The sequence below is a fragment of the Rhodococcus sp. (in: high G+C Gram-positive bacteria) genome, assembly GCF_049286785.1.
Taxonomy (GTDB): domain Bacteria; phylum Actinomycetota; class Actinomycetes; order Mycobacteriales; family Mycobacteriaceae; genus Rhodococcus_F.
Genome location: NZ_JBAQEO010000881.1, coordinates 1 through 1,964 on the forward strand (window position 1 = coordinate 1; position 1,964 = coordinate 1,964).

Consider the following 1,964-nt stretch of genomic DNA (forward strand, 5'->3'; position numbering starts at 1 on the left):
TTTCAGCAGTTCATGAATGGTGGCTGCCTCGATGGTTCCTTCATTGTCATCGAACAGTGGCCGGATTCCGTGAGCTGCCCTGATTTGGTGGTCATCTGGAAGCGACCGTCTCCGTCGATCGTTCCACCAAACGACGAAGCAGCAAGTCCGTGACGAACAGTCCCGGGCGGCGGTCGGGCGACCGGGTCGCGGTAATAGTGCAACTGGTGATTGCGAAGTTGATCCTGTGCGGACACTGATACTGATGGAACCACTCTCGGGCTCGGTAGCGGTTTGGTGTGTACCAGCCTGTTCGCTTGGGGGTTGTCGTACCCGGTGCGTTTCACCGTGGGGTACGTCGGTGAACCATCCTGTGCCGGGCGCATGGAATCGGCGGACCCCATCTCGTTCCTTGTGTGCACGTGACCCAGCGCACGTGGAATGCTCTCAGAATGGAGTGGAATCTTCCGAGACTCCTGAATCGCCCGCCGCTGGTCCACGAGGGACCCCTGACACCCGAATCGGCCGCCGGCCGGATCAGTGCATACATCTACGGCAACATCCTGGTGCTGGCGGCGCTCGTCCCCGTGACGCACTCACAGGACACACTCGGCATCGCCGTCATCGTGGGAGCCGCGCTGTCGACGTTTCTCGCTCACCTGTTCGCCGAATCAGTGGGGCACTCGCTCCTGCTCGGCCTCGCTCCGACTCGTGCCGAACGGATCCGCGAACTCCGCGATGCCCTGCCGATTCTGACCTCGGCGGTGGTGCCGAGTGCGATTCTCTGTACCGCCCTGATCGGCTGGTGGGACGCCTCCTCCGCACAGCTGACCGCCGAGATCGTGATGATCGTCCGTATCGGCTCGATCAGCTACGTGATCAGGCGACTGCGGCGCGAGGAAGTCACCCACCTGACGCATTGGGCAGCGATCGGCCTGGCGCTCGTTGCCGCAGTGATCGTGGCGGTCAAGGTACTTCTGACACACTGACCGGCGGTTCGAGCAATTCGACGCGAGATTCGGTGCCGCCGCCCGCAAAGCGTCCGCAGAGAGGTCGTCCGGTTGGGCTTGAGACTGCACCTCCGCCTCCACGCGCGCACGGTAGGTCTTCACCTTGCGGTCGATCGTGTCGGCGTCCCATCCGAAGGACCGGGGCCACAAGTTGTGCGACATGCTCGGCGCAGTTCACGCCGCGATGCGAGTACTCGATCCCGATGCGCGTTGTCCGGGGCTCCTTACCCGACACCTCGACCAGATCGACAACCCGACGGTGGACATGGGTTCGCACACCGAGCCGTCTTTGACGCTCTCCGTAACAGCACGGTGGACGTGGCCGCCTAACTGCGCGCGATGGTTGGATTGGTACGCGAGCTCGCCGGACGTGCATGGCACGCTATCGAGATGTGGATCCCAGATGCGTTCGGCTTCAGTGCGTTCGCACGCGCTGACGAGGACAGGCGGGCGGGCTGGTCGACCTCCTAAGAGATAACCCGTGAGTTCGGAGATCCCGCGCTGAGCTGTGTGGGTGGACTTCACCCCGGTGCTGGCGCAGTGGCTCGACGAAGCGCGACCGCTGTTCGATGTGGGTCTCGCGCGGGCGCGCGTCACGCGGCGCGTAACAGCAGGCCGGTGCCGTCGGGTTTGTGCAGCCGCAGTTCGCTGGCGTCGACCGTGGCCTCGACCGTGCCGGACAGCACGGCGAGCACCGCCCGCTCGACCTCCGCGAGGTCGGGCTCGCAGGCCCGTCGGGTGGTCGCGAGCGGTCCGAATTCGATAGTGGTCCGGCCGTTGGACTCGGAAATCGTTGCGGGACCGGTGAAGTTGTTGCAGCCGGTGCTGCCTGCCGCGGTGCCGTCCGGATCGAGACGCAGGTGCGGCGCCGCGCGCTCCAATGCCGCCGATGTGCTGACCGCGTTCGGGGTGACCAGACTGTGCACGACCCAGGTGGTGCCGACCAGCGGTCGGTCGGGGTCGGCGACCTCGCGG

The 1,964-nt window shown here is 65.0% G+C and carries 2 protein-coding genes and 1 pseudogene; 1 reads left to right on the forward strand and 2 read right to left on the reverse strand.

The genetic code is table 11. The features are described 5' to 3' along the window. Window positions 1-431 precede the first annotated feature (431 nt). The gene (locus WAW17_RS31390; RefSeq protein ID WP_422336736.1) at window positions 432-968 is read left to right on the forward strand and encodes a hypothetical protein; all 537 of its coding nucleotides are present in this window, start codon (window positions 432-434) and stop codon (window positions 966-968) included. Here WAW17_RS31390 and WAW17_RS31395 read toward each other — a convergent pair. Next, window positions 946-1,206, reverse strand: a pseudogene (locus WAW17_RS31395) (glycerol-3-phosphate dehydrogenase); the annotation flags it as partial. The gene WAW17_RS31390 and the pseudogene WAW17_RS31395 overlap by 23 nt on opposite strands. A gap of 376 nt (window positions 1,207-1,582) precedes the next feature. Then, the coding region (locus WAW17_RS31400) for an META domain-containing protein (protein ID WP_422336737.1) at window positions 1,583-1,964 on the reverse strand (382 nt) is incomplete at its 5' end.